Source organism: Novosphingobium sp. Chol11 (assembly GCF_900218065.1).
Taxonomy (GTDB): Bacteria; Pseudomonadota; Alphaproteobacteria; order Sphingomonadales; family Sphingomonadaceae; genus Sphingobium; species Sphingobium agri.
In genome coordinates this window covers 26,539-50,220 of sequence record NZ_OBMU01000002.1, presented here as the reverse complement: position 1 = coordinate 50,220, position 23,682 = coordinate 26,539, and the positions used below count along the sequence as shown (strand labels likewise).

The window sequence follows — 23,682 nt, the reverse complement described above, 5'->3', positions numbered from 1 at the left end:
CGGTGGAAGACCAGATGAAGAACATGATCTGGACCCATCCAAGGGCGAGCAGCTACTATAATAACTCGAAGGGCCGCGTATTCCTGTCCTGGCCGTGGCGGCTTGTGGACCTCTGGAATCAGACACGCGGGCCGGTCAAAGAGAATTTCGAGCTGCACTAAGCAGTTCGGACGTAAAAAAGGAGCCGGCCTGCAAAGACCGGCTCCTTTCATATCGGATGCCTATAATCAGCCCGCGACGGTATATCCCCCGTCGACGGCCAAGGTCTGGCCCGTGATCCACGCAGCGCCGGGGCTCGACAGGAACAGGATCGCATTGGCGATGTCTTCAGGTTCGCCCGGGCGGCCCAGCGGCGTTCTCGCAAGCGTCGGCGCCATCCACTCATCCTGCGCGAACGTGCCCTCCGTCATGCGGCTGCGGGTCAGCCCTGCCGCGACGGCATTGACGCGGATGCCGCGCTCGCCCCACTTCACCGCCAGCGTTCGGGTAAGGCCAAGCAGGCCCGTCTTCGCCGCCCCATAGCCCGGCACGATCGGGATGCCGAAATAACTGCTCATGGATGCGATGCTGACGACGCTCGCACCTCCTGCAATTTTGCTTTGTGCCAGCAGGTCAGCGCTTTGCCGGGCCATGCGGAAAGCGCCGACCAGCAGCATATTGACGGATCGCGCGAAAACATCTGGCTCATATTCGTCAAGGCCCAGGCTTGGCAGCGCCATCCCGGCATTGTTCACCAATATGTCCAGTCGGTCGAGGCTGGCGGCAACGGCGTCGATGCTCTCGCCACTCTCAATGTCCATCTGCAGATAGCGATAGCCGGACAGGTCGGCATCATATTCGCTGGCGCTCCCGCGCGTGCCTGTGATGGTCACGTCCGCACCGGCTTCGCGATAGGCCCCCGCTGCCGCAGCGCCAATGCCGCTGGTGCCGCCGGTGACGAGGACATGCGCGCCGGAAAAATCATAGGATGGGTTCGTCATACTGCCTCCACTTCGACCCAACGGCCTTCCGCGGCGGACAGGCGAGAGGCGTCCAGCACCGCCTGCCCCGCCGCTGCGTCCTGAAAATCACCCGCCGGATCAGGCAGCGGAGGCGCACGCCCTTCGATCCTGGCCTTCATCTGGCGGAACAGCTTGGCATAGGGCGCGACATCGAAGCCTTGCGTATGCCAACGATCCATTTCGGTCTGGATCAGTTCCTTGACAGCAAAGGGCTCGGGCGCCGGGTTGACCAGTTCGTCCGGCATCGGCACCTGACGAGCCCCGTCCGCGTCCTTGATCCAGACTTCTTCGGGATCGCCAAAGGCGCTGCCCGATTGGATCCACGCGGCACCCTTCGTTCCCGCGACCTTCGTCGCCATGACGAACGGGCCGGGGAAGTTCATCGCCGCCTCGATCACACCCATGCAGCCGTTCGCCGTGCGGAATTGCACATTATAATAATCGTCCGACGTCATCGTGGGACGGCTGGTCGTAAGCTTGCGCAATATCGCATTGACCGCGACGATCTCACCCACGGTCGAACGAACCTGATCAATCATGTGCGTGCCGAACGCCCCCAGGAATCCGCCGCCCTGGGCTGCGTCCGTCCACCAATCCGCAAGCGGCTCGTCCTCGCCCGTGCCGGGTTGCTGATAGATGCGGCTGAACATCAGCGGATCACCGATGAGGCCGTCCTGCACCACACGCCGCAACAGTGATTGCGCGCTGTCGAACCGGAACTCCGCGCCCAGAGCATGGACGATCCCTGCCCTGTTCGCCGCGTGGAGCATCTCGCGCGCCTGCGTCAGATCACGCGCGAAAGGCTTTTCGCACATCACATGGCGACCGGCGGCGATCGCCTGCATGACCGGCGTATAGTGGGCGTGCGGCGGCGTTGCGACTGTCACAAGGCGGATCGCCGGATCATCGGCGAGTACCTGTTCCAGATTGTCCGACGCCAGCGGGACGCCGAGTGGCGCAGCGCGTTCTGCGGTGCGTTCCCTGTTGCGCCCGATGATCGCGCGAACCTCGAAACCCGCGTTGCGCAACGCCCTCACATGCGTGAACAAGCCAAAGCCCGTGCCCACGACCACCGCGCCGATTGGCGCCTCCTCTCCATTCATTGTATCTCTCTTGCCTTTCTGATGATGCCGTGGGCGGCTGGCGCCCAGGATTTTATCGCTTCGGCCACCGGCGCCGACCGGGTCGAGGCCGAAAAGATCTCGACGGAAATCGGTGCTTCGGTCCCCGTCCGATCCAGTGTTCGAATGAAGCGCGGGAGGTCGAAACTGCCTTGCCCAGGGATCAGGCGGGCACTCATCGTTTCCTGCAGCAGGTCGGGTTCAGCCTTTGTCGGGGCATCATTGATCTGGATGGTGTGGATGCGCGATCCGGGAATTTGCTCCAGCAGCTCAAAGCTCGAACCACTGCGGAAGAAGTGCCAGCTGTCCATCGTCAGGCCGCCATTGATCCGTCCTGCCGCCTGAACAATCGCCCATGCGCTCGCCAAATCGGGAATCCCGCCAAAGGGCAGGAACTCGATATGCACCTTCAAACCATGTTCAGCGGCAAGATCGCACAGATTTGCGAAGGCTTCCGCCGCTTCATCGAGCGAGGTCGTAACGCCCATCATCTCCACGGCAGTGACGGAGGGCGATCCGATCCGCGCTGCGGCTTCGATCACGCGATCTGGTGTCAAGGATCGCAGGAGCGCAGCCATGGGAACATCGTCACCCGCAGTCCGCTGGCTCGGCAACCAGCAGGCCGTGCAATCCATTTCCATGACGGCGAGGCCATGGTCTGCTATCCGCTGGCCGATCTCGACTGCGCTCATCCCGGCGGCTTCCAGCGACCAGATGTCGCCGGGCATCAACGATATGGCGGAAAAGCCTGCTTCCCGCGCGGGTGCCAGGCGATCGAGCAGCGGCAGATGCCCAAAGGGTGGGCCCGACAGGACCAGCATCGGATCGGCCGTCATGCCTGCTCCAAACGGAAGTTGAGTTCCAGGATGATCCCGTTCCGCTCTTCCACGAACAGCTGGACGAGATTGGCAGGCGGATAATCTTTCCGCACGACGCTCACGCCTGCTGTCGTCAGACGGCTCAGCATCACCGGCAGATCATCGCACTCCAACGCGACATGATGCACCGCGCCACTTCCCCATGCGGGGTGGAAGGGAAATGCGTCGTCACTTGGATAGCGCGCCTCTATCGGACCGATGTGGATGATCGGCCGGTCATCGGGATCGTGGATCCAGCAACCCTTGGCGATGGATTCCGCGCCCGGCGCAGTGTCGGCGCGAAGGCCCAGCACATCCTTGAAGAAGGCGGCAGTGCCCGGCACGTCCGCCGTGCGGATGTTTACATGGTCAAGCGTGCGCACAGCCATGGCATCAATCCACAAATTGTCCGGTCAGGATCGCTGCGTCGGGACTGAGCGCTGCTTCGCCCTCTGCCTCCAATCGGGCGAGCGGCAAGCGCCACAGATTGACCTCTGCGGTGCTCTCCGTTCGCACGAGCCGCAATCCCCAGATGCCCCTTTCATGACCGAAGGAATTCACCCAATTCCCGCCAAGGCCTGGATCATGTTCGGCGATGATGATGCGCACGCGGCCGTCAGGCTCGGCAACGAAGCGGTAGTTGTTTACCCACCCATTGCCATCCTCAAACGTGTCGAGATTTTCCTGCCACATGTTGCAGATCTGGAAGTTCCAATATTCGCATTCAGGCGGCACGAACTCCAGCACCAGTGCTTCTTCCAGCTTCTTTTCCCAGCCGCCAAAGGCAACGTGGCGGTCGGGCACCCCTCCATTCGACAGATATTGTGCGCGGCTATAGTCGAGCCGGTTCAGCTTCGCGGCGAAGTTGCCTTGCGTGCCGTTCCACCAGTTGCGCACCAGCTCCGCATAGCCAAGCACGGCCTGCCCGGCCCACGCCAGATTATTGGCCATCAGCGCGGGGGTGAGTGGTTCGGGCGCCGCTTCATCCATCCGCTCGATCCGCATGTCAGGCGCAATTTCCCTGTCCCGGTCGCTCCAGACGAGCCGGATAAGGATGCAATTGCTGTCGGGCTGCAGTTTCAGCCAGTTCTTGCCTTCGCCCGGATCATTTTGCGACAGGATGATCTCGAACGTCCCGTCATCCTCGACATGAAGCTGCTGGCTGCCCAGGAACCCGGTCGTCTTCAGATTGGAGGGGTCGAATTCCTTCAGGCCGTTCAGGCCAAGTTGAGCCCAATCGCGCGCCCCGACATCTTCCGGCGCGGGGGCGGTCAAAATGGCAAGAACGAAATAGGGTATGGTGCCGCGCGTGCCGATGATCCGGTAATCACGGGCTTCATCGAACTGGCACATCAGATGGTCCTGATCGACCGTTTGCACGTTGATCGACTGCCTCCACACCATGTCCCGCAGGCGCGGGCGCGTGGGCTCGGCATTTTCGATCAGTCGTTCGAAGCTTGACCGCGCAACGCGCGTCAGGAACCGATACCATTCGGCCCTGTCCAGATCGGACGGGTCATCACCGAACCGGTCGATCATCCCGCCCGCAACCTTCAGGACATCGCAAAAATCTTCCCAGGACTGGCCAGAGAGCAGCCGCTCTGCCGCGCGCGCTTCCATATCGCGCTTGTCGTTCGATCCGTCCAACGCGTCAGCCATTGCGCCCTGTCCTCTCCTATCTTGTTGTGGGGAAGGTGCCACCGTCGCGCTTGTGGGGCCAGCCATTCTTCTGTCGATCCCGTGCCATTATCCTTCTTGTGTGACGCAAAATGGCCGGGCGGTGGGTATGAGCATCCACTCACCAAAGAGGATTGACGAAAAAGTTATAGATCGATAACTTTGTTCTATTGATGGCGAATGGGACGATTCGCCTGGCTGTTTGGAGAGGAGTTCGAGAGCCATGTTGAGCAATGAGCAGAAGCGGCATTTGTCCGACCTCCTGCAGCCTGTTTCGCCGCCGCGCGAACTGAGCAATGTGTATACCGAGGATCAGCGTAGGCGGCTGCTGGACGTGGTCCATAGCGGAGCGTGGAAGCTCATCATTGCCCAGCATTTCCCGACGCCTGAGTCCCTTATCGCGACTTTCGCTGGCGGATTTCCGGAAGGGTTCGAACCGTCGCTGGACATGTTCCTGACGCCCACCTTCCGGGGCTTCTATGCCAATTATTCGACCTGCATGTATCCGGAAATCCAGGACACCTTCTACAATCCTACCTTCCTGGAATATGCCAAGTCCTACTGGAACGCGGAATATGCCAAGCCGCAGATGATGCTGTTCAACGTGAACGGCCCCTGCGGCAACACTGATCCGGGCCATCTGGACTCGCCGAGCTTCCGTGGCGTGCGTTATGAGAACTCGCCCACTTGGCTCTGTTCGATCATGGGCCGCTCGGGCCTGTTCCAGGACTATCTGATCAAGATGGCACAGGTGATCACCTGGTTCAGCCATGACCCGGAAAGCGGCTTCACCTATTGGCCCAAGGGCCCGCTGGAAAAGCCCGCCCGCTTGCAGCCGCCTGTCTATAATCGGGGCGTGCTCGTCCAGAACGAGATGCTCGTCCATCGCGGCGAAGCCAACGGCCCGATCGAGCGCCGCAAGCCGAAGGGTCTGGGCTTCGACTCCTTGTTCAGCGGCGAACCGGGCAACCCTGATGGTTGGCTGGTAAAGACCGGTGACGAAGTCATCGAGCGTTATCATACCGATGAACTACGCTTCCTCGTCCACTGGTCGGCCGAAGTGTTCGAAGATTATGCCGAGCTCAAGAAGAACATGGATGGCTCGGACAACCTCACCTATGATCAGGTATTCGACACGCTGATCAAGGATGTCCGTTCGCGCGGCTTCCAGATCGAGACGCCGACTGATCCGCTGAATGATCCGGCTTTCATCAAGGCGCTGAATGCCGCTTATGACTATGGTGGCCCTGCCGAATATCCGGCCGAAGCGCCGCGTGAGCTGGTCGGCGCATAAGCGCCAGCGCGCTACGCGACAGGAAGAAGGGGCGCCCGGTCAGGTGCCCCTTTTTCGTTAGGAAACCGGCTCCATGTCGTCCGGTCCCCAATAAGCTTTTAGACTGGTGATGCGTCCTTCCGCATCAAAGCTGCACACGTCGAGCGACCTGATCAGCAGGCGAGGGCCTTCGGGCGGCTGGAACGTCACGTCGAAGACCAGCGCGGCGGCATTGGCGTGAGATCCCCTGATGGGCGCAACCGGCTGGATGTGCGTGTCGAAGGCGATCGTGTCGGCAAACCAACTATCGATATCTGCGCCGGTCTTGGGCGGAGATCCGAGCGGATCTTCGATGACCGCGCCCGGGGCGAACAGCGCAAGGACGCCGTCCTTGTCGCCAGCATTGATGCGATCGACATAGGCTTGAAGCGCCTGCCGCATGAGATCCTGGCCCGGAGCGGGAAGGCCAGGCGGAGAGGGTTCCGACATATTCTGCTTACCTCATAATCATGATGGCTTCAAAACGCGCATTTAACATATGAACTTGCTTTCTGGATCGTGTTTTGCGTAGAAAGAGGGAGATTTCAAGGCAGGCGATGGGCGAGGCTGTGACTCGCTGCATTAGCTGCTATTTTGCCGCGCGCAGTGAGAGGATCAAGCAATGGCGACATCGTCGGACTATCGTCTGGGAGAATTCACCTTTCCACGTGGCTGGTTCATGGTGGGTGAGAGCGACGAGGCGACGAGCAGCCCCAAGGCGATGCGCTATCTTGGCCAGGACATGGTGATGTACCGTGGCGAGAGCGGGCAGGTCTATGTGACGGAGGCTTATTGCCCGCACATGGGCGCGCATCTGGCGAAGAACACGACCAGCTACATCGTGCGCGACGGCGAGCAGGTGGTGGGCGATTCGATCCGCTGCCCCTTCCATGGCTGGCAGTTCGGCCCTGACGGCGCGTGCAAGAACATTCCCTATTCCGACTTCGTGCCCAAGGCGGCCAAGCTCAAGACCTTCCCGGTGGTGGAACGCGCGGGCACGATCTGGATCTGGCATGATCCCGAAGCGCTCGAACCCAATTTCGACCTGCCCGATTTCGGCGGCCATTATGATGCGCCCGGCTGGGTCAACTGGAAGATCGACTTCATGGGCGATCTCGACATCCACCCGATCGAGGTCGTGGACAATATGGCCGACTTCGGCCACTTCATTCCGATCCATGGCGCAAAGGACTTTGTCTACTTCGCCAATGAGTTCAAGGATCATATCGTCCACCAATATTATGCCGCCGGTCACCGCACGCTGGTGCAGAACCCGGAGGACGTGCTGACGCTCGACACCTGGTACACCGGCCCCTCTATCCTCCAGTCGGAGATGGAAGGGACGTTCGACAGCTTCATCATCATCACCCACACGCCGATCGAGGATGGCAAGATCCGCGTCTGGCATGGCCTGATGGTGCAGGTGAATGACGGCTCCGCGCCCGTCACCGACGAGCTGCGCGCCGCCGCGCTCGAATATCAGGAAGGCAGCCGCCTTGCCTTTGCCCAGGACGTGGAGATCTGGCAGAACAAGAAAGCTTGTTTGAACCCGCTCGTCATCCCCAATGACGGCCCCTATGGCAAGGTGCGGACCTGGTACAAGCAGTTCTACAATCCCCGCGACAAGACCCCCGACCTGCACAAGCGCACCAACGGCATGCATGTCACACTCGACAAGCGTAGTTCCACGCAGGCGGCATAAGGAGAACAGAAAATGGAGAGAAGTGAACGTCCGGTCGCGATCGTAACAGGCGCGAGCAGAGGTGCAGGCCGGGGTATCGCCGCCGCGCTGGGAGAAAAAGGCTATCGCGTCTATGTGACGGGCCGCTCGGTTCGCGAAGGCGATGCGGAACTGCCCGGCACCATCGGCGCCACCGCGGCGCAGGTAGACGCAGCCGGTGGCGAGGGCCGCGCGGTGCAGGTCGATCATGCCGACGACGGCGCGATCGCTGCGCTGTTCGAGCGCGTTCGCGATGAAAGCGGCCGCCTCGACATATTGGTCAACAATGTCGCCGCCCTGAACGACGATCTGGTGAAGCCCGGTCCCTTCTGGGAAAAATCCACTGGCCTCGTCGACATATTGAATGTCGGACTGCGGTCGCATTATCTGGCGAGCTGGCATGCCGCGCGCATGATGGTTCCGGCAGGCAATGGCCTCATTGCCTTCACCTCCTCCTTCGGCTCCGTTTGCTACATGCACGGCGCGGCCTATGGGGCGCAGAAGGCTGGTGTGGACAAGTTCGCTGCCGACATGGGCGTGGACTTCCGGGGCACCGGGGTTGCCGCCATCTCGCTCTGGATGGGGCCGCTGCTCACCGAACGCAGTGCCCGCACGCTTTCGGAACATCCCGAACAATATGAAAAGTTCATGGCAGACGCGGAAACGCCCGAATTCAACGGTCGGGTGATCGCCGCCATCCATGATGATCCGAACCGCGACGAACTGAACGGCCAGACCCTGATCACGGCTGAAATCGCGCAGCGATACGGCATCACCGAAGCGGGCGGCCGGACGCCGCCTTCCTACCGCGCGATGCTGGGCGATCCGCGCATCCCGCACCCCGCCATCGTGGCATAAAGGAGCAGGCCATGAACTTCGGACGCCGATTTGCAGGCAAGTCGATCATCGTCACTGGCGCTGCGTCCGGCATCGGGCGTGCGACCGCGATCCGCCTTGCCGCAGAGGGCGGCCGGGTGCTGGCGGTCGACCTGGATGAAAAAGGGCTGGAAACGCTAAGGCAGGAACAACCCGGCATTGCGGTCCGTGCGGGATCGGTAGCAGACGAGCCTACTGCCCGCTCGATCGTCGCGCAGTGGGTGGAAGAAGCCGGGCAGCTCGACGTCCTCATCAACATGGCTGGCATCATCCGGTCGAGCCATGCAGCGACCACCGACTATGAAGCCTTCATGTCGATCATCGCGGTCAACATGGGCAGCACATTCCTGATGTGCCGCGAAGCATTACCGCATCTGGAAAAGACGAAGGGCAATATCGTCAACGCCGCTTCGACCTCTAGTCATTTCGGTCATCCCTTCCTGACCGGCTACGCCGCCAGCAAGGGCGCGGTCGCCGCCTATACCCAGAGTCTCGCCTGGGAATATGTGAAGCGCGGGGTGCGCGTAAATGCCGTGGCTCCGGGCGGCATTGAAACGCCCCTCGCCAACAGCGTCCAAACCAGTATGGTGGAAGGAGCCGACTGGGAGTTGTATAATCATCTCGGCCCGATCAATGGATTTGCGACTCCTGACAAGATAGCGGGCGTCATCGCCATGCTGGCGAGCGAGGATGGAGGGCATATGAATGGGGCGATCGTGCGCGTTGATGGAGGCGTTCACGCCTGACCGGCCGGGTGATGCAGGAGGGCGGCTGTCATGACCGTCCCTTCGAACGGATTTTGCCTGGACCATCTTTCGCTCGTCAATCTTGACGCGCTGACCGTGATAGAGGCGGCGGCGAGCGCGGGCTTCACCGCTGTCAGCCTGTTCGTCACCCCGATCCCGATCAGCCCGACGCCTGACCTCTTGGCGGACAAGGCTGCGCGCAGGGCTGTCGCGTCCGCCTTGCGCGACACGGGGCTGCGTGCCGGTATCATCGAACCCTTCATGCTTGATGCGGAGCCTGACTGGGACCTGCTTGAAAGCAGCGCGGACCTCACCGCCGAGTTGGGCGGCACCGTCAACATATTGGGTCTGGACCCCGATCATGCGCGGCTGCGGGAATCCCTCGCGCGCATGGTTGAGATTTGCCGTCGGGCGGCTGTTCCCGCCATCATCGAACCCTATCCGCTCTCTTCGATCCGGTCGCCGTCACAGGCGCTGGAGATCGCTCATTCGCTGGGGGCGGAAGTGGGCTTGTGCATCGACACGCTTCACGTCATCCGTAGCGGCGGAAGCTGGGACGATGTGGCGTGCCTGCCCGCTGATCGCATCCGTCATGTCCAGTTTAACGACGGCCCGATCGAGCCGCCCCATGACCGGGTCAATGAAGCCGTGTTCGACCGCCTGCTCCCCGGCGATGGGGAGTTCGGCCTCCGCGCGTTGCTCCCGCTGCTGCCCCACCACGCCACCATAGCGGTGGAAGCGCCATCCCGTGCTTTGGCCGAGGGCAACCCGCACGAGCGCGCGGTGCGGTTGATGGAGGCGATGAAGGCTTTGTACGCGCCGGAATAACGCGTCATCCTAAATTCACCAGATCTCACCTCCTTCGCGCTGAGCCTGTCGGAGCCCTTCTTTCCTAAGAGAAGCCCTTCGACAAGCTCAGGGCGAACGGAAGGCAGCTAGCGCAGTCGAGTTTCGGGCGGAGCGCGCTACCCCGCCCGCAAGACCCCTCACTCCGCCGCCAGTGTCGCCTGCTCGCGGAAATAAGGGATCACCTTCTCACCGATATTGCGGATCGTCTCCATGATCACGTCATGGGGAATGCCGCCCATCTGGAACATGAAAAGGATTTCGTCGGCGCCCGCATCCTGCAGTCGCTTGATCTGGCGGATGCAGTCCTCCGGCGTGCCATAGGCGTCATCGACCACTTCGAAGCTCTCGGTATGATGTCCGCCAACAGTGATCTTTTCGTCCGACAGCCAGGCCACCGTCTCTTCCTTGTGACGCTGCAGCGCGGCTAGGCTTTCGCTGGCGTCGAGATCCTCGACATCGGGCGCGGGACCGCCCGAATACCAGTGGCCGAGCGACTCAACGAAGAAACGCTGCCCGCGCAGGCCGATACGCCGGGCTTTCTCGCGGTCCTCCAGCACAACAGCAGGGCAGAGCGCGGCAAGATGCTGGGTCGGACGGTAGCCGACCTGATCCTCAGCTTTGCGGTTGGCGAAAGCCTCACGATAGATGGCGTTCTTCTTCGCGATATCCTCAGGCCCGGCAAAGCCCAGAACCAGCGCACCGATGCCGCGCGAACCGGCGGTGACCAGCGTATCGGCGCGGGTGCAGGCCATGTAGATCGGCGGATGCGGGTCCTGCATCGGGCTCGGGTGGATCGGGCGGAAGGGGATCTTCACGAACTGGCCGTCATGCTCGATCTCGCCATGCTTCAGGATCTTGGGGATCAGATACATGCTCTCGTCGATCATCGGCGGCAGGTCTTCGAGATTATAGCCGAAGGTGCCCGCTTCCTGCTGCGTCCCGCCCTTGCCCATGCCGAAATGGACGCGGCCACCCGACAGGATGTCGAGCGTCGCGATGCGCTCCGCGACCTTCACCGGATGGTTCATCGCGGGCGGCAGGCAGACAACGCCATGGCCAATGCCGATGCGCGAGGTACGCCCGGCCAGATAGGCAAGGAAAGTTTCCGGAGCGGACATATGCGCATATTGCGTCAGCGCGGTATGTTCGACGGCCCAGATCGTGTCGAAGCCCATTTCCTCGGCGTAGATGGACTGTTCCACGATGTCGCGGAACACCTGCTGCTCATTCTGGCGCGACGTGTCGGCCATCTGCGCTTCGTAAATGATCGAGAACTTCATCATCTTCTCCACAAAACTTTTCGTATCGTGGATGCAGGCTATGCTTCGGCCCGTGCCGCTGCATCATCCAAATGGATCAGATTTCGGGTTCGCTGGCGATCGTGCGCAACAGCGTGATCAGTTCGACCTGCCGATGTGTGTTGGTCTTGGCGAATATCGCGCGCAGATGGGAACGCGTGGTATTGTAGGCGATGCCCAGAGCGTCCGCCGCGTCCGCCAGCGTGGCGCCCTGCGCAAGATGCAGGGCCAGGCCCGATTCGGCGCGGGTGAGGTGAAAGCGATCCCGCAGTATCTCTTCCGACGGACCTACCGGGCGGCTGGGGTCTGCGATGAACAGCGCCAGCCACGCGCCATCCGCATAAGCGGAGGACGGCACGGCGCGGGCTCGCGCATGCAGGGGGGTGCCGCCGGTCGCGATTTCGAACAGGATCTCCTCGCCCTGCGGCGGTGGCGATGAAAGGATGCGGTTGATTGTGGCCGCGCTGGAGCCTGTCCTGACTTCAAAACTGCCATGCTGCTCCGCGATGATGCTTCCCTCTTCCAGCATCTGCGTGGCGAGCGCATTGCGGCGCAGGATGCGGCCCTCGCGGTCGAGGATCAGCGTCGCGACCGCGAGACCCGCCATGGCGCTGCTGAACAGCTGGCTTTCCGCCTGGGTGATCGTCAGCCGCGCGTGAAGGTCGAGCGCAATGCGCAGATGTGGGATCAGCCGTTCGAGCAACGCGCGTTCGGCGTCGCCAAATTGCGTCTGACTGTCTTCGCGCGTGAGGCGCAGCCGCACGGCGACATCGGGCGGCCGGTGCAGGTCGACGCCCAGAATTTCGCTGCTGCGCGCCACGTCCAACCAGTCGCGGAAGCGCGCCGGGACATGGTGGACGAAATCGCGAAAGGAAACGACCTGTCCCTCCGGCAATCCGACAAAGGGGTCGGCCTGCGAGATGCGCTGATATTCCTGCGTGCGCTCCGGGTCCGCTCCCGGGGTGACATGGGCATCGATCCGCGCATGACCCCGGCCGATCAGCAGTGTGGCGAAGGTCGTGTTGGTGATCGCCGCCAGTGCCCGCAGGAAATCCTCCCACGGCGGCGACCGCGTCAATCCGCCGTAAAGCGTCTGCAACAGGTCGGCAAAGGCGGTGTCATCGCTCATGTTCAGATCGGCCGCCAACGGCCCCGGCGATGGTTTGCACCGCCGGGACCATGTTCCGGCTCAGCGCCGCAGCGCCAGCGTGATGCTGTAGCGGCGCGGCGGTGAGTAATAGGCTTCCGTAAAGCCAAAGCTGGTCGATGCATCATAACCCGCCGTGATGATGCGCCGGTCCGTGATATTGTCAACGCCGACGCGCACCGACAGGCCGCTGTCCGCAAAGCGCAGCTCCGCGCTGGCGTTGAGGATCGCGTGGTCGGGTTGCCGCAACAACGGCGTGTTTTCCGCATCGACAAAGACTTGGCTCTTATAGGCTGCGTCCAACCGAAGCACGCCTTCCACATTGTCGCTGAGCGGCGCCTGGTAAACCGCGCTCGCATTGGCGGTAATATCGGGCGCCTGCTTCAGTTCGCGGTTGCTGACATCGGTCGGCACACCGTTAATGACGGACACATATTCCAGATATTTGGCGTCCAGCAGGCCGAGTGCGCCGGTCACGGTAAAGCGCGGCGACACCTTGAACGCGCCTTCCAGTTCGATGCCCTGGATGCGGGAGCGACCCGCATTCTCATTGCGGACAATGATCAGTCCAGTGGCCGGGCTGACGGTGGACACTAAGATCTGCTGATCGCGATATTCGTTGCGGAACACGGCGAGGTTGATCGTCGCGATCCCGCCGAAACCGGCTTTGACGCCCGCCTCGTAGGAGGTCAGATATTCCGGATCATAGGACCCGATTTCCTCGACCGAGGTGGGCCGCCCATTAAACCCGCCAGACCGGAAGCCCCGCGAATAGGACGCATAGGCCATCAGGTTCGGCCGGAACTTGTAGGAAAGCGACGCGCGCGGCGTAAAGGCGTCCCAGCTCTTTTCCAGCGTGTAGCTCGGCGTTCCAGCCAGCAGCGGCTCGCCTGAATAAATGCGCGTTGCCGACTGGAAGAACTTCTTCTTCTCCCAAGTATAGCGTGCGCCCAATTCCAGCGACAGCCCGTCGATCAGTTCATAATTGCCGTTTGCGAACAGCGCAAGATTGTCGGTGCGCTGCCGGTTGCGGAAATCGATATTGAAGTCGAGCGACGACGCCGGAACGGCAAATGGAGGGAAAGGAACTGGGAAGGGGTCAAGCCCCGCCGCAACCAGCGCCGGAAAGAGCCCGTCGGCGACGATCAGCCGGGTATTGTCGCGCGTCTTTTCGCGATAGGCGAAGGCTCCCAGCAACAAAGTGCCACGGCCGCCAAGGTCCAGCGAGAGCTGCAATTCCTGGCTGATCTGCCGCGCCCGCTCGTCATGAATGTCACCGGCATAATTGACCGCCGACGACGCATCGCCATCGCGGCCGAACAGCGCATCGACATAGCGATAGGCGGTGATCGACTTCAACGTCGCGCCGCCCAGATCCTTGGTCAGGGTCAACGATGCGTTCACCGCATCGGTGTGATCCTTGTTCAGCTCCGAATTGCTGTCGGTGCGGTCGATGTCGCCCGGCACGGTACAGCAGGGCGAGATGAAGGTCGATTGCAGGATGGAAAAGAAGGTGGGCGTGAAGGCGATCATGCTGTGCGGCGCGCTGTGCTGCCGCCGGTGGAGCCCGTCGACCTGCAACACAGCGTCCAAGCCTTCGCCGTCATAATGCAGCGCCAGCTTGCCAGCCATCACCTTGCGGTTGCCGAGATTGTCTCCGGATGGGATCTTCTGCCACCCCTCGCCAAACTCGCCCAGTGCGGCGACGCCAAGCGACCAGCTGTCCGACAGCGGCGTTTCGGCATAGACCCGCCCGCGCACCGTGTTGAACGATCCATATCGCAGATCGGCTTCGAGCCTTTGCTCCCGGCCCGGTATCGCCGACACGATGTTGATCGCGCCGCCGACTGTGTTCTTGCCAAACAGAGTACCCTGCGGCCCGCGCAACACTTCGATCCGGTCGATGCCCAGCAATTCGGTGGTCGCGCCGAAGGTGCGTGCGACATATACCCCATCGATATAGACGCCAACGGCGGGGTCGGACGTGATGATGAAGTCGTTCTCGCCCACGCCCCGGATAAAGGGCGCGATGCCGCCGCTGTTGCCACCCTGGCCAGGCGTGAACTGAATGTTGGGCGCGATCTGGCTGATCTGCGTGACATTGTCGAGCCCACGACTATCAAGAGCCGAAGCATCGACGGCGCTCACCGCGATCGGCACATCCTGCAACCGTTCTTCGCGGCGGCGAGCCGTGACGACAATGTCACTACCGCTCGCCGCGCCAGCTCCCAGCGCGTCTGTTTGAGCAAAGGCAGTCCACGGCGCTGCCAGTGCGATGAGTGAAACGATCGGATATAGCGTCTTGCGCATGCTTTCCTCCCCAAAAAAGCCCGGTTTTATTCTGACGGGTTATCGTTTCCCCGCGCTTCCATTCTCCATCCACAGCCGGGAAATGGCCCGGCCGTGGCGGAAGAGCATCACCTTTAGGTCAAGCCGCTTCCCATTCGATCAAATGGCTGATGTCGCTGCGCTGCTCTGGCTTGCGGCCTGCGGTCGCGAGATGGTGCGAGGTGATCTGCGCATCCGCAGCCAGCGGGCGGATCATTTCGAACACGCGATCATATTCGGTACGCGCGATCTTCCAAAGGCCATCTTCACGCCGGTAAGCGTCACGGTAAATGGCGCTGCCGATGGTGTGATCTTTGCGCTCCACGTCGATGAAGATATCTTCGAGATACCAAATCCCGTCGGCGCTGTCCTCGCCCGTCAGCGTGATTTCGGGCATATGGCCGTGATGCATGGCGACGGCGCCGGAATGGAAGCTGTTCGCCAGGAACTCCAGCATGTTGTCGCGGCCTTCCAACCGGACGCGATAGGTGCCGCCCCGGTAATCGACGGTCAGGTCTTCTGTGAAAAGGGTGCCGAGCAGCGCCAGATCAGCCGTGTCGATGCCCCGGAAATAACGATGCTTGAGGGTCCGGATATCTTCCAGGTCGCTCAACTGCTGCAGGGTATAAGCCATCAATCCTCTCCACTTCTGACGCGATATGCGCTTCTGATGCGATCCTATACCTGATCTGCGTAACAATCTGCAATGACCACTGCATTATCACTGGCGAAAGATGCCGCGGATTGACTATGGAGCCGTTCAAATGGATGTGCTGACTGCGCATTATTCAGAAGAGGAAGGACAAGGCTGTGGGCGAGACGGGTGTAGGCAAGGTCGCGATCGTCACCGGCGGAACGCGCGGCATCGGCGCAGCGATCGTGCGGCGTTTGCTGGCGGAAGGCTATGCCGTGGCAACATGCGGGCGCACCGCGCCTGACGAACCGATCGGCGTCGATGGCAAAACGGCCGAGTTCGCTGCATGCGATATTCGCGAACCGTCGGCCGTAAACGCGTGGATTGCGGACCTGGTGGCGCGGCACGGCCGGATCGATCTGGTTGTCAATAATGCGGGCGGATCGCCGCAGGCCGATGCCGCCACTGCCAGCCCGCGCTTTTCGGAACGCATCCTGCAACTGAACCTGTTGGCCCCCCTGCATGTATCGCAGGCCGCCTATTCCCATCTGAAGGCAGTGGGCGGATCGATCGTCAACATCGCCAGCGTTTCCGGCGCACGTCCGTCGCCCGACACAGCGATCTACGGCGCGGCAAAGGCGGGCCTGCTCAGCCTGACCACCAGCCTGGCGCAGGAATGGGGACCGGAAGTTCGCGTCAACGCCATCATCGTCGGCCTGATCGAAACGGAAACGGCGGAAATGACCTATGGCTCGCAAGCCGCGCAGGATCGGATCGCTTCTTCCCTGCCGCTAGGCCGTATGGGCCGGGGTAGCGACATCGCCGAAGCCGTGGTGTTCCTGGGTTCGCCGTCCGCCGCCTATGTCAGCGGCGCGCGGCTGGAAGTGCATGGCGGTGGTGAACGGCCGCTCTTCCTGGAAATCGTCAAGCAGGAAGCTGCAAAGGCCTGACGAAAAAAAGGGCCGGGCGAGGTTCAACCCGCCCGGCCGCTTTTTCAGATGCCCAGCAGCGCCCGCTGCTGTTCGCCCAGTTCCGGATTGCTCTGTTCCTGGAAGAAGGCGATACGACCGGCGAGCGACTGTTCCGTCATCTCCGGCTGGCTCGAAATCCAGAATTTCCGCGCAGCGATGCCTTCGACGAAAATGCGGCAGCCTTCGTCCAGGTCCATGCCGTAATTGGCCATCATATGGGCCATGGTCGCGCGATGCCCTGCCGCGCTTTCCGGCTCGCCAACGCCAGCATCGGCGTCGAAGATGCTGGTCTTCAGCATGCCCGGGATGATCGAGCAGACATTGATCGGCGCCTTCGCGACCTGCATCTCCAGATAGAGGCATTCGCTGAAGGACTGGATGGCGTGCTTGCTCATGATATAGGCGGTCTGCGTCGGCATCTGACCGAATGAACCAATCGAAGCCAGGTTCGCGATCCATGCTTCCTGACCGACGCGCAGCATGTGCGGCACGAATGCGCGCACGCCATGGACGACGCCATGGATGTTGACGTTCAGCGTCGTTTCCCAGCGCGCGGTCGGGATTTCCCAGACATTGCCGATGGTTTCGATGCCCGCATTGTTGATCAGCAGGCGGACGGCTCCGTGCCGGTCGAACACATCCTGGGCCAGCGCGTCGAGCGCTTCGGGCTTCGAAACGTCTAGCTGGATCGCTTCCGCCTTGCCGCCTGCCGCCACGATTTCGGCGGCGACCTTGTCGGCGCGGCCCTTGTCGATGTCGGTGACGACGACCGTCATGCCGATCTGGCCGCAGCGGCGGGCAAGGCCCATACCGATGCCAGCGCCCGCGCCGGTGATGACGGCCACGCCGCCCGAAAAGACCTTTTCTTCTTCAGTCATGTTCATGCTTCTCCGAAAGGGAAGGGATTAGATCGATGTCAGCGGTGCCGGCGCGGCGGGCAGATAATGGTGGTAATAGCCGGCCGCCCAGCCGCCATCGACCGCCAGTTCAGCGCCGCAGATGTAGCTGGCTTCGTCCGAGCAGAGGAACAGGCTGGCGGCGGCGATTTCCTCCGGCTCGCCGATCCGCTGCAACGGCACGCGTTCATAGCCGTAGTTCTTCGCGTCGCCTTCCAGCGACTGTGGGTTGCCCATCGCCGTGTTGACGCCGCCCGGATGCACCGAATTGACGCGCACGCCCTGATGGCCAAACTCCATCGCCGCGCTCTTGGTGAAGCCGCGCACCGCCCATTTGGAGCTGCTGTAGAGCGACACCGAATTAACGCCGCGAAGACCGTCCACCGACGAAATGTTGACGATGGCGCCGCGTCCGGCGGCGCACATCTTCGCCCCGACATGCTTCATCCCCAGCATCGTGCCCTTGACGTTGATGCCAAGAACGCGGTCGATGTCTTCGACGCTAAGGGCGGTGATGGGGCCGAAGGCCACGACGGCCGCGTTGTTGACCAACGCATCGATACGGCCATGGCGGGCGATGACCGCATCGACCAGCGCGGTCCAGCTGCCCTCGTCCGATACGTCCAGCCGCTGGAACATCGCGGCATCGCCAATGTCGGCGGCCAGTGCCTGGCCCTCAGCCTCCAGCACATCGGCGATGACCACCTTCGCGCCTTCGCGCGCGAACAGGCGGACGGTAGCTTCGCCCATGCCACGTGCACCGCCAGTGACGATGGCGACCTTGTCTTGCAACCTGCCAGTCATGATTCCTGCTCTTTCTTGCTGATCAACTACTGAATATAGGCCTTGAACGCGTCCCAGGGCACGTCCGAGGTATAGAGGGCGGCTTCATCCATCGATCCTGCGGGGATGTGGAAGCCGTTCGTGTCCATCACTGCGTCAAATTGTGCAAGCGCCGTTTCAGGGGTCCAGTCCTTGTCCGTCGCGCGGTAGCCCCGCGTGACACCTGCGAACACCCGCGTATAGCCGCCGCCCCCTGCGGTGAACATCTCGCCATTGCAGGGCGCGCTGTCATGAGCCAGCATCGCTACCACCGGCGCAACCGCGCGCGCGGGGAAGTCGCGCTCCATCAGGCCGTGTATCTCAGGGCCCATCAGCTGCGTCATCCGGCTGCCCGCGATCGGCATGATCGCATTGATCTTGACGTCCTTGCCCTGCGCCTGGGTCGCCGCGGCCAGCCCGCGCGTCATCGCCCACACCGCACCCTTGGCGGCGGGATAGGGCACCGCGCTCCCCATGCCGAACCAGGAGCCTGACGAGATGTTGACGATCCGCCCGAAATTCCGCTCCAGCATGCCGTCCCAGACCGCGCGGCACAGGTAAAAGGTGCCGCTGGCCGACACCGCCATGTCCTTGTCCCACTGTTCATCTGTGACGTCGGAAAGGGTGCCTGACGCGCTGACGATGCCAGCGTTATTGACCAGAATGTCGACGCGGCCCCATCGCGTCAGCGCGTCCTGCACGATCGCCTGCGCGCCAGCCGATGTCGCGACGCTGTCGCCATTGGCCTCTGCAATCCCGCCAGCATCGCGGATTTCCTGGGCTGCTGCGTCCGCATAGCCCTGATCCTTGCCCTCACCCTGGAAATTGCCGCCCAGGTCGTTGACCAGCACCTTGGCTCCACGGGCAGCGAGCAGGGCAGCATAGGCTTTGCCCAACCCGCCTCCCGCACCCGTGACGATTGCCACCTTATCGTCGAAACGCAGTTCAGACATCGGCCTCTCCTTTATGTTCCCGATCGCAACAGCGTCAGGCTTTCAAGATCATGTCCGCCGCCTTTTCGGCCACCATCATCGTGGGGACGTTGGTGTTGCCGCCCGGCACGCGTGGCATGACGGATGCATCGACCACCCGAAGCCCATCGATGCCGCGCAACCGCAGCTGCGGATCGACGACCGCCATCGGGTCATGCCCCATGCGGCAGGTGCCCACCGCGTGAATATCGGAAATCGCCGTCTCGCGCAGATAGGCGTCCAGCTCGTCATCCGACTGGATGCTTGCGCCGGGCGCCAGTTCCTCTCCCCGGAAGGGATCGAAGGGGGTTTGCGCGAAGATGTTGCGCACCGCACGGATCGCTGCGCGGCCCATCGCCATGTCATTGGGGGTCGAAAGTATGTTGGGATCGATCGACAGCGGCGCGGATGCGTCGGGACCGGTCAGCTTGATTTCGCCCACGCTCTCCGGGTTCAAGAGGTCAATATGCGCGAAATAGCCATGTTCCATGATCAGCTTGCGCCCCATCGCTTCGTAAAGCGCCATGGCGAAATGCACCTTCACATCGGGATATTCCGCGCCTGGCATGGTCTTGAGATAGGCGCCGATCTCCGCCGGAGGACTCGCCAAGGGCCCCTTGCGGAACAGCAGGAAGTTTGCGACGGCCTTGGCCGCCACGACCGGATGGAAAACGTTGAAGAGCGACACGGGCTGCGTGCAATATTGCTTCACGCTGACCGCCACATGATCGCGGTAGTTCTGGCCGACGCCGGGCAGGTCATGCACCACCGGCACCCCGGTCTGGCGCAGATGGTCCGCTGGTCCAATCCCCGAGAGCATCAGGATCCAGGGCGAATGGATGGAGCCTGCCGACAGGACCACCTCGCGCGTCGCATTCGCCTCTTCCAGCTGCCCCTCGCGCCGCCACGCAACGCCAGTCGCGCGGCCGTCCTTGACGATCACCCGCTCCACATTCGCGCCCGTGATCACGCGAAGGTTGGGCCGCCTCCGCGCAGGCGTCAGATAGGCGCGCGCCGCGCTCCATCGCCGCCCGGCCGACGCGGTGACATCGGCGGGCACCACGCCCTCGCGCTGCGATCCGCTGGGATCGTCATTATAGGGAACGCCCGCCGCGACCGCAGCATCGCGAAACGCCTTGGCCAGCGGATTGTTGATGCCGGGCCGCGTGACCAGCACTGGCCCGCCCTGGCCATGATAGCCTTCTTCGCCGCCCGGCTGAAAATCCTCCAGCTTCTTGAAATAGGGCAGCACATCGTCATAGCTCCACCCTTCATTCCCCAACTGACGCCAGCCGTCATAGTCCGCCGCCGCGCCCCGGTCATAAACCATGCCGTTGATGGAGGATGAACCGCCCAGCACCTTGCCGCGCGGCGTATACATCTGCCGCCCGCCTGCATTGGCCTGCGGCACGCTGACATGCATCCACTGGAACATGCCGCGATACATGATGGGCAGCAGTCCGCCCGGCGCGTGGATGAAGACGCTGTTGTCCCTGCCGCCCGCCTCCAGCAGCAGCACGCGATTACGCGGATCTTCAGACAGGCGCCCAGCGAGCACGCATCCTGCCGATCCGCCGCCAGCGATGATGAAGTCGTAACTGTCGGCCATGATCTCTCCCGCGCGAATTCCAACGTCCATTATCTTCTACGATGCTACGGCGCCGGGACTCGGCAGAAGTACCGGTGCAGGCTGGATCGCGGATGACGTGTTGCGCGCTGAATTGGTCAATATGATACGCAGGTCAAGCCGGATTTACCCCGCGCGCCGCCATTGACCGGCAGAAGCTGCCTGTTATTGTCTACGCAAACAAGCGCGACACGTAGCGGAACCTGCGATATTCGCGTTGCCAAACAGAGGCGGCACGCCTGCCGGTTCGCCCTTATCGAGGAGAAGAGGATGTCCACGCAAACCCTGACTGCTGATCGTTTCGATCCGTTCAAAGTTTATGATCCCGAGACGCTGGTCGCGTCCGACCCCGTCGAAATCGACGCGCCTGCGATGGTCGTTTGGAAAATCCTGACCGACATGCCCCGCTATGGGGAATGGAACCCCTTCTGCGTCTGGGCGGAATCGACGCTGGAAATGGGTGCGCCGGTCTATATGCGGCTCAACAATTACGCCAATCCCGGTTCGCTTGCGCCCAACTGCGAATATGTCTGCGCCTTCGAGCCCGGCCGTCTTCTGTCCTGGGAGCTGCCCGACAATGAAGCATGGCCCTATCCCGCTCGCCGCGATCAGATCATCGAGGAACTTGGGCCCGAAAAGTGCCGCTATCAATCAACTGACGCCTTTACCGGCCCCAACGGCATCCACGTCATGCGCTTCTGCGGACCCTGGGTTACGCGCGCCTTCAACGACACGGCCAAGGCTTTGAAAGCCCGTGCCGAAGCCATGCACCGGGGCGAGATCAGCTGATCGCCGCCACCGGCAAGTGAGGATAACATTACGCCAGATCGCGGTATTCGAAGCCGTCGCCCGCACCGGCAGCGTGGCGGGCGCGGCTGACGAGATCGGGCTCAGCCCCTCGGCGGCGAGCATGTCGCTCAAGGACCTTGAAACCCATCTGGGCGTGCAGCTGTTCGCCCGGTCGGGCCGCCGCATGCTGCTGACTGACCGGGGTCGCCCGATCCTTGAAATGGCGCGCGGCATATTGGTGCAGGTCGCGGACCTTGAATCCCTTTCCCTGCCTGAAGAAGTGCGCGGGCGGCTGCGCATAGGGGCGGCGGTTCCCGTCGGCGACTATGTGCTGCCCGGCCTCTGCGCCGCCTTCATGCGCCTGCACTCCGGCGTCCGGGTGGAAATGCGCATCATGCCATCCCATGAGGTGATGGAGGGCGTGCGCAACATGGCGCTAGACGTCGGCTTCGTCGGTGCACCGGTCAACAGCAGCTATCTGGAGGCCGAGCCATGGCTGCGCGATCGGCTGGTTGTGTGCGCCGCGCCGGACCATCCCCTCGCCGGACGTAAGGCGGTGCCGCTCGCGGACCTTGGCGACCAGCCATGGGCGCTGGAAAAAACCCTGTCGAGCGAACGCATCTCCTTCACGGTCGAAACGCTCAAGTCGATGAACTCGCTCAACATCATGTTCGAAGGCGAAAGCGTGGAAGCGATCAAGCGCATCGTCCGCGACGGCGCGGTGCTCGCCTGCCTATCCAGCCTGACCGTCGCCGATGAACTGGCGCGCGGCGAGCTGGTCGAACTGGCTGTGCCGGAACTGCACTTCACTCGCATCGTGAGCTTGGTTAGCCGCCGCGATACCCAGCAGCCCCAGGCCTGCCGCGCCTTTCACGAATTCGCCCGGCAATGGGGCAGGCAAATTGGCGGATCAGGAAAATAGCTTCTTGCGCTGCCTATCCATCAGTTTTTCTGATGTCATGCGTCGGAAATACGAAATGGTAGCATCGCTTCCAAAGGCCTAATCAGGTCATGCATGCCCAGTAGGTGTGTTCAAGGAGAGTGATGTGAAAGCCATGATCTGCAGCGCATTCGCGCCGGTCGAAGAGTTGCACCATGGCGATTTCCCCGAGCCACAAGCAGGGCCGGGGGAAGTGGTGATCGACGTGGCAGCCGCCGGGGTGAATTATCCCGACGTGCTGATCGTGCAGGGCAAATATCAGACAAAGCCAGCCCTGCCGTTCGTTCCCGGTAGTGAAGCAGCGGGGCGCATCGCCGCCGTTGGACCTGACGTAAAGGGTTTCACTATCGGGGACCGCGTCATCGCCTTCACCGGCAGCGGCGCCTTTGCCGAGCAGGTGCGGGTGCCCGCGACGCAGGTCTGGCCGGTGCCCGACGGCGTCGACCTGGAAGTCGCCGCGGGCATCTCCATTACTTATGGCACCTCCTATCATGCGCTGAAGGACCGCGCGCAGTTGAAGCCCGGCGAATCGCTGCTCGTGCTGGGCGCGGGCGGTGGCGTTGGCCTTACTGCCGTGGAACTTGGCAAGCATATGGGCGCGCGCGTGATCGCTGCCGCGTCCAGCGCGGAAAAGCTCGCGCTCGCCAAGGCTCAGGGGGCGGATGACCTCATCGACTATGCGCAGGAGGATCTGCGCGAACGCATCAAGCAGCTGACCGACGGAAAGGGCGTCGATGTCGTCTATGATCCTGTCGGCGGCCCCATGAACCTGACGGCGGTGAAAAGCCTCGCATGGGGCGGCCGGCTGCTCGTCATCGGTTTTGCGGGTGGGGACATCCCGTCAATTCCGGCCAACCTTTTGTTGCTCAAAAGCGCGTCGGCGGTCGGCGTCCTTTGGGGCAACAGCGTCCGCGCCGATCCGGTCGCGCAGGGCGAAAACATGCGCCAGCTGCTCGCCTGGCTGGCGGACGGCTCGCTCAAACCCGTCATCGACACGCGCTTTGCTCTGCCTGACGCAGTGGCCGCGCTCCAACATCTCGAAAAGCGCAAGGTGAAGGGGAAGGTGCTCCTGACCCTCCAGCCTGCGTCCTGAACAGGAA

General features: G+C 62.2%; 23 protein-coding genes. 9 read left to right on the top strand and 14 right to left on the bottom strand.

Going from position 1 to position 23,682, the window contains the following annotated elements; all coding sequences use genetic code 11:
• Positions 1-227 precede the first annotated feature (227 nt).
• Genes NCHOL11_RS12940 through NCHOL11_RS12920 form a run of 5 tightly spaced genes read right to left on the bottom strand, consistent with a single transcriptional unit; the run spans position 228 to position 4,638 of the window.
• Entirely contained in the window at positions 228-980 is a 753-nt protein-coding gene (locus NCHOL11_RS12940) for an SDR family NAD(P)-dependent oxidoreductase (RefSeq protein ID WP_097092979.1), read from the bottom strand.
• The gene (locus NCHOL11_RS12935) at positions 977-2,104 is read right to left on the bottom strand and encodes a Gfo/Idh/MocA family protein (protein WP_097092978.1); all 1,128 of its coding nucleotides are present in this window, start codon (positions 2,102-2,104) and stop codon (positions 977-979) included. Before NCHOL11_RS12935 ends, NCHOL11_RS12940 begins: the two co-directional genes overlap by 4 nt.
• On the bottom strand, positions 2,101-2,958 hold the full coding sequence (locus NCHOL11_RS12930) for a sugar phosphate isomerase/epimerase family protein (RefSeq protein ID WP_097092977.1): 858 nt from the start codon (positions 2,956-2,958) through the stop codon (positions 2,101-2,103). Before NCHOL11_RS12930 ends, NCHOL11_RS12935 begins: the two co-directional genes overlap by 4 nt.
• Positions 2,955-3,368 (bottom strand): VOC family protein, encoded by a 414-nt coding sequence (locus NCHOL11_RS12925; protein WP_097092976.1) that lies wholly within the window; start codon positions 3,366-3,368, stop codon positions 2,955-2,957. The genes NCHOL11_RS12930 and NCHOL11_RS12925 overlap by 4 nt, the downstream gene beginning before the upstream one ends.
• Before the next feature lie 4 nt (positions 3,369-3,372).
• Positions 3,373-4,638: a DUF1214 domain-containing protein gene (locus NCHOL11_RS12920; RefSeq protein ID WP_255254818.1), complete on the bottom strand. Its 1,266-nt coding sequence runs from the start codon at positions 4,636-4,638 to the stop codon at positions 3,373-3,375.
• 241 nt (positions 4,639-4,879) lie between these two features.
• On the opposite strand from NCHOL11_RS12920, the gene NCHOL11_RS12915 reads away from it, so the two are divergent.
• Positions 4,880-5,950, top strand: coding sequence for a hypothetical protein (locus NCHOL11_RS12915; RefSeq protein ID WP_097092975.1), 1,071 nt, complete (start codon positions 4,880-4,882; stop codon positions 5,948-5,950).
• Between the two features lie 57 nt (positions 5,951-6,007).
• On the opposite strand, the gene NCHOL11_RS12910 is transcribed toward NCHOL11_RS12915, so the two are convergent.
• The gene (locus tag NCHOL11_RS12910) at positions 6,008-6,370 is read right to left on the bottom strand and encodes a nuclear transport factor 2 family protein (protein WP_255254817.1); all 363 of its coding nucleotides are present in this window, start codon (positions 6,368-6,370) and stop codon (positions 6,008-6,010) included.
• A gap of 220 nt (positions 6,371-6,590) precedes the next feature.
• Here NCHOL11_RS12910 and NCHOL11_RS12905 point away from each other — a divergent pair, with 220 nt between their 5' ends.
• Genes NCHOL11_RS12905 through NCHOL11_RS12890 form a run of 4 tightly spaced genes read left to right on the top strand, consistent with a single transcriptional unit; the run spans position 6,591 to position 10,138 of the window.
• A complete protein-coding gene (locus NCHOL11_RS12905) occupies positions 6,591-7,670 on the top strand; it encodes a Rieske 2Fe-2S domain-containing protein (RefSeq protein WP_097092973.1) in 1,080 nt (359 codons plus the stop codon).
• 12 nt (positions 7,671-7,682) lie between these two features.
• The gene (locus tag NCHOL11_RS12900; RefSeq protein ID WP_097092972.1) at positions 7,683-8,546 is read left to right on the top strand and encodes an SDR family NAD(P)-dependent oxidoreductase; all 864 of its coding nucleotides are present in this window, start codon (positions 7,683-7,685) and stop codon (positions 8,544-8,546) included.
• An 11-nt stretch (positions 8,547-8,557) separates the two neighbouring features.
• Positions 8,558-9,310: an SDR family NAD(P)-dependent oxidoreductase gene (locus NCHOL11_RS12895; protein WP_097092971.1), complete on the top strand. Its 753-nt coding sequence runs from the start codon at positions 8,558-8,560 to the stop codon at positions 9,308-9,310.
• Positions 9,311-9,340: 30 nt separating this feature from the next.
• Complete coding sequence (locus tag NCHOL11_RS12890; protein ID WP_097092970.1) at positions 9,341-10,138, top strand: sugar phosphate isomerase/epimerase family protein; 798 nt, start codon at positions 9,341-9,343, stop codon at positions 10,136-10,138.
• 158 nt (positions 10,139-10,296) lie between these two features.
• Here NCHOL11_RS12890 and NCHOL11_RS12885 read toward each other — a convergent pair whose 3' ends face one another.
• The 4 genes from NCHOL11_RS12885 to NCHOL11_RS12870 all read right to left on the bottom strand — a co-directional run bounded on the left by NCHOL11_RS12885 (position 10,297) and on the right by NCHOL11_RS12870 (position 15,566).
• Positions 10,297-11,439 carry an LLM class flavin-dependent oxidoreductase gene (locus NCHOL11_RS12885; protein ID WP_097093302.1) on the bottom strand — a complete coding sequence of 381 codons (1,143 nt, stop codon included), beginning with the start codon at positions 11,437-11,439 and terminating at the stop codon, positions 10,297-10,299.
• 76 nt (positions 11,440-11,515) lie between these two features.
• Entirely contained in the window at positions 11,516-12,586 is a 1,071-nt protein-coding gene (locus NCHOL11_RS12880) for a helix-turn-helix transcriptional regulator (RefSeq protein ID WP_141397860.1), read from the bottom strand.
• Positions 12,587-12,646: 60 nt separating this feature from the next.
• Positions 12,647-14,914: a TonB-dependent receptor gene (locus NCHOL11_RS12875; protein WP_097092968.1), complete on the bottom strand. Its 2,268-nt coding sequence runs from the start codon at positions 14,912-14,914 to the stop codon at positions 12,647-12,649.
• Between the two features lie 118 nt (positions 14,915-15,032).
• The gene (locus tag NCHOL11_RS12870) at positions 15,033-15,566 is read right to left on the bottom strand and encodes a nuclear transport factor 2 family protein (RefSeq protein ID WP_097092967.1); all 534 of its coding nucleotides are present in this window, start codon (positions 15,564-15,566) and stop codon (positions 15,033-15,035) included.
• A gap of 176 nt (positions 15,567-15,742) precedes the next feature.
• On the opposite strand from NCHOL11_RS12870, the gene NCHOL11_RS12865 reads away from it, so the two are divergent.
• Positions 15,743-16,516, top strand: coding sequence for an SDR family oxidoreductase (locus NCHOL11_RS12865; protein ID WP_097092966.1), 774 nt, complete (start codon positions 15,743-15,745; stop codon positions 16,514-16,516).
• A 44-nt stretch (positions 16,517-16,560) separates the two neighbouring features.
• On the opposite strand, the gene NCHOL11_RS12860 is transcribed toward NCHOL11_RS12865, so the two are convergent.
• From NCHOL11_RS12860 to NCHOL11_RS12845, 4 genes are read right to left on the bottom strand one after another with little or no spacing between them, the layout of a single operon-like run.
• The gene (locus NCHOL11_RS12860) at positions 16,561-17,415 is read right to left on the bottom strand and encodes an SDR family NAD(P)-dependent oxidoreductase (RefSeq protein WP_097093301.1); all 855 of its coding nucleotides are present in this window, start codon (positions 17,413-17,415) and stop codon (positions 16,561-16,563) included.
• Between the two features lie 27 nt (positions 17,416-17,442).
• Positions 17,443-18,237, bottom strand: coding sequence for an SDR family NAD(P)-dependent oxidoreductase (locus NCHOL11_RS12855; RefSeq protein WP_097092965.1), 795 nt, complete (start codon positions 18,235-18,237; stop codon positions 17,443-17,445).
• A gap of 26 nt (positions 18,238-18,263) precedes the next feature.
• Positions 18,264-19,208, bottom strand: a complete 945-nt coding sequence (locus NCHOL11_RS12850; RefSeq protein ID WP_097092964.1) for an SDR family NAD(P)-dependent oxidoreductase — start codon at positions 19,206-19,208, stop codon at positions 18,264-18,266.
• Positions 19,209-19,242: 34 nt separating this feature from the next.
• Positions 19,243-20,835, bottom strand: coding sequence for a GMC family oxidoreductase (locus tag NCHOL11_RS12845; protein ID WP_097093300.1), 1,593 nt, complete (start codon positions 20,833-20,835; stop codon positions 19,243-19,245).
• A 288-nt stretch (positions 20,836-21,123) separates the two neighbouring features.
• Here NCHOL11_RS12845 and NCHOL11_RS12840 point away from each other — a divergent pair, with 288 nt between their 5' ends.
• The 3 genes from NCHOL11_RS12840 to NCHOL11_RS12830 all read left to right on the top strand — a co-directional run bounded on the left by NCHOL11_RS12840 (position 21,124) and on the right by NCHOL11_RS12830 (position 23,675).
• Positions 21,124-21,642, top strand: a complete 519-nt coding sequence (locus tag NCHOL11_RS12840) for an SRPBCC domain-containing protein (protein ID WP_097092963.1) — start codon at positions 21,124-21,126, stop codon at positions 21,640-21,642.
• Positions 21,643-21,658: 16 nt separating this feature from the next.
• Complete coding sequence (locus NCHOL11_RS12835; protein WP_176502265.1) at positions 21,659-22,564, top strand: LysR substrate-binding domain-containing protein; 906 nt, start codon at positions 21,659-21,661, stop codon at positions 22,562-22,564.
• 133 nt (positions 22,565-22,697) lie between these two features.
• Positions 22,698-23,675, top strand: a complete 978-nt coding sequence (locus tag NCHOL11_RS12830; RefSeq protein ID WP_217991094.1) for an NADPH:quinone oxidoreductase family protein — start codon at positions 22,698-22,700, stop codon at positions 23,673-23,675.
• Positions 23,676-23,682: the final 7 nt, after the last annotated feature.